The following is a 3745-nucleotide window of genomic DNA, read 5'->3' on the forward strand; positions in this document are numbered from 1 at the left end:
GGAATTAAATTATAATCAATGTGAGGTTTTTGCCCAGCGATGATTTCTGCCACATAAACACCTTCTTCAGACGCTTTGTGAGCAAGCATAGGTCCTACAACAACATCACCGATGGCATAGATTCCTTTTACATTGGTTTCAAGATTGCTATCGGTGGCAACCTGTCCGCGTGTAGTCAGTTCAACTCCAACATTTTCCAAACCTAAACCTGTTGTATAAGGTTTTCTACCTATTGCCATTAGACAATAATCCCCTTCAATTGCGACGGTATTACCGTTTTTATCTTCGGCAGTAACGGTTACATTATCACCATTATTGGTTGCTCCGGTAACTTTATGATTTAGCAAAAATTCAAAACCTAAATTCTTTTTTAAAGATTTTTGAAGTTCGACTCCCATTTTTTTGTCCATACTCGGAAGTATTCCTCCTGTATATTCAAGTACGGTTACTTTGCTTCCTAATCTTGCGTAAACCGAACCTAATTCCATTCCGATTACACCACCACCAACTACGATAAGATGTTTCGGAATTTCCTTTAAAACCAGAGCTTCGGTAGAACTGATGATACGCTTTTTATCAATTTCAATTCCCGGAAGCGAAGCGGGCTTAGAGCCCGTCGCTATTATGATATTTTTACCGGTAATCGTTTTTTCTTCGGTTTCGGATTTCAGAAGAATAGTGTTTTTATCCACAAAAGATCCAGTTGCCTGAAATACTTCTACTTTATTCTTCTTCATCAGATAACTTACACCGCCGTTTATCTTAGCGACTACATCTGCTTTACGTGCGATCAGTTTTTGAAGGTCTACTCTTGGGTTATCAACAGAGATCCCATGAACATCTACGTTATCTTTGATTTCATGGTACCGTTCAGAACTGTCTAACATTGCTTTTGAAGGAATACATCCTACATTTAGACAAGTTCCTCCAAGTACTGTATATTTTTCGATAATAGCTGTTTTTAAGCCCAATTGTGCACAACGAATTGCGGTTACATAGCCCCCTGGACCTGACCCGATAATGATTACATCAAAATTATTTTCCATGTTTTTTTTTAAATTATGTTAATGGCTATGGCCACCTGTATTACTAAGCTTTGCATTAATAAAAAAAGCACCTTTAGTTACAATCTGAGCATTTTGTGGAATCTCTTTAACCGGAGTAATAGCTGTATATCCCATGTTTGAAGTACCCTTTGCTACTTCAATTTTTTCAAAATTCAATTTCTGTGCTACTTGTGTAGCATGCTCAGAAGCTTCTTTTTCATTTTTATGTCCATGTGTTGCTTCTCCTTCATCATGACCATGACCATGATCGTCATGACCTCCCTCATTATGTTCTTCCGGTTCCTTATCCGTCTTAATGAATATGTAGTATTTACCATCCGCTTCCACAATTGCCTCATTTGGAACGGCAGAAGTTAACACATCATCAAGACTTACGAGCCCAGTGATATTCATTCCATCTATTAAACCTGACTTGTCTCCAATAATTTCACTATGAACAGCAATAGATTTACTTTCTCCACTAAAAGATGATCCTATAGTAATTACTTTCGCTGCATAGCTTTTTTGCGGATTATTAGTAATAGTGAAGTTAATTTTCTGTCCTACCTTGATTAATGTAAGATCTTTTTCAAAAACCTGTAAATCTAAATGAATTAAGCTGTTATTAATAATTTCAACAATAGGCGAGGAAACGTCTACATAACTTCCAATTTTTGCAAATACATCACTGATGGTACCATCAATAGGGCTTGTTACAGTTAGACTTGATCGAAAATTATTATTAGCAATATTGTTAGGGTTAATCCCCATCATCTGAATCTGTTGCTGTAATGAAGCTTTTCGAGCTCTTAAAGTATTCAATTCTGCGGTAGCATTTTGTAAGTTCTTTTTAGCTCCTGCGTTTCCTTCATTCAATTCTCTCTGACGGACTAACTCTTGTTCTGCAAAAGTTATTCTGCTTTGGATGGAAGAGTATTCTTCTTGTAACTGAACAAACTGAGGGTTAGAGATAGTTGCAATCACCTGACCTTTTTTCACATAGTCACCAAGTTCAACAGTTAAGGTTTTAATAACTCCACCGAACAAGGAAGTTGCATTAGCTTTGCTCTTATTCGGAACCCGAAGATTACCAATGGCTTTTAAAGATGCCGTTAGAGACTTTTGCTCAATACCTCCTAATTCAATACCTGCTGTCTTTATCTGGTCTTCAGTTAATGAAGCTATATTTTCAGCTTCCTCAGCATGCACTTCTTTAGCTACTTCTTTTGTTTCAGCTCCGTGATCATGTCCGTCTCCTTCTTTATGCTCTTTACCTCCACATGATATCAAAAATAAGGATGCTAGAATAATACTTAACACCGATGTTGCTTTTATTATATTGACTTTCATTTTCTTTATTTATTTATTAATGAATAGATAACAATAACAGATTCATTTATTTGCTGTATACTTTTAAGATAGTTTAAATAGGTATCAGTAGCTGTTTGAACAGCAAAGAGATATTCTACATAAGAAAGGTCTCCTGTACTATATCCCAAACGCGAAGCATTTATAATTTCTTCTGCATTCGGAATTGCCTGTTCAATAAAATAATTAAACTGACTCACATTCTGCTCATATTGAGTCATGGCATTTTTCATTTCTGTTTTCAAAACATTTTCCTGCCATTGTGCATTCATTTCTGCAGATTCTTTTTGAGTTTCCAACGAACGAACCCTTGATCTTGTGGTTGTAAAAATTGGAATAGAAATTCCTACATCGACAAATCCAAATCTTTGACCTCTTCCATAAAACTTTTCTACACCATTTTTGCTATGTTCACCAATCAATGAGATATTGCTGTAACCTAAAGTAAAGTCTGGAAGTCCATTCGCTCTTTCTACCTTTTTACTTTTTTCAGCAACAAGTGCTTCTTGATACAGAGATTGAATACTTGGATGATTCCTAACAGCATCATTATCTATTATGTCACTTATAAATACAGGCTTATATTCTAGTGCTTTTTCGATGGTAAAATCCTCCTCAATCTGCATTAGATTTTTTAAATTCAGGTATGCATTTTTTCTTAATACCTCATTTTGCTGAGAAAGAAGGTTGATTTCACCTCGTTTAGTGTTTGCTGTACTGACATCAATTTTACCAATATCACCAGTCTTATATCGCAATTTCGCTACTCTTATAAAATCAAGATAAATACTATCAAGGTATTGAAGTTTTTTAGCATTATTTTCAAGATACTCCAACTGATAATAATAGGTACGTACTTGCTTCTTTAATTCATTTTCCGAAAGAGCCTTTGCCCATTCTTTACTTTTAATTTGTTCTTTAATAAGATTCTTTTTTGCCCCAAATAGTGTGGGAAAAGGAATGTTTTGAGAAATCATAACTCCATCATTATATTCAAATCCTTCGTTATTTCCGTATTGAATATTTAGTTCGGTTTTCGGTAATTCATAAGCTGTTCGTTTCAGACTTTCCGCTGCCCTTACGTCTAAATCTTTAGATTTAATTCCTGAATTATTTTCTAATGCAATTCGGACAGCTTTATATGCGGAAATATCTTGTGCTTGAATATTTTGTGAGAGACCTAAAAATATGCCCAATAATATTATTGGAGTTATCGATTTAATTTTATTATTATTCATTGCTTTATTTGTTTTCATAAATACCAGATACAGTAGCGGAAGAACAAAGAGTGTTAATGCTGTAGCTGAAATCAGCCCGCCAATTACTACGGT

3 protein-coding genes are annotated in these 3745 nt (G+C 35.0%); all 3 read right to left on the bottom strand.

Translation table 11 applies throughout. From position 1 onward, the window contains the following. Positions 1–1046, bottom strand: a 1046-nt coding sequence (lpdA, locus tag P8M54_RS07685; RefSeq protein ID WP_300286885.1) for a dihydrolipoyl dehydrogenase, incomplete at its 3' end; no start/stop codon positions are given. Positions 1047–1064: 18 nt separating this feature from the next. Then, positions 1065–2396, bottom strand: a complete 1332-nt coding sequence (locus tag P8M54_RS07690; RefSeq protein WP_219242889.1) for an efflux RND transporter periplasmic adaptor subunit — start codon at positions 2394–2396, stop codon at positions 1065–1067. Between the two features lie 5 nt (positions 2397–2401). Beyond that, positions 2402–3745, bottom strand: a 1344-nt coding sequence (locus P8M54_RS07695; RefSeq protein ID WP_300286889.1) for a TolC family protein, incomplete at its 5' end; no start/stop codon positions are given.

Source organism: Flavobacterium sp. (genome assembly GCF_029242675.1).
Taxonomy (GTDB): Bacteria; Bacteroidota; Bacteroidia; order Flavobacteriales; family Flavobacteriaceae; genus Flavobacterium.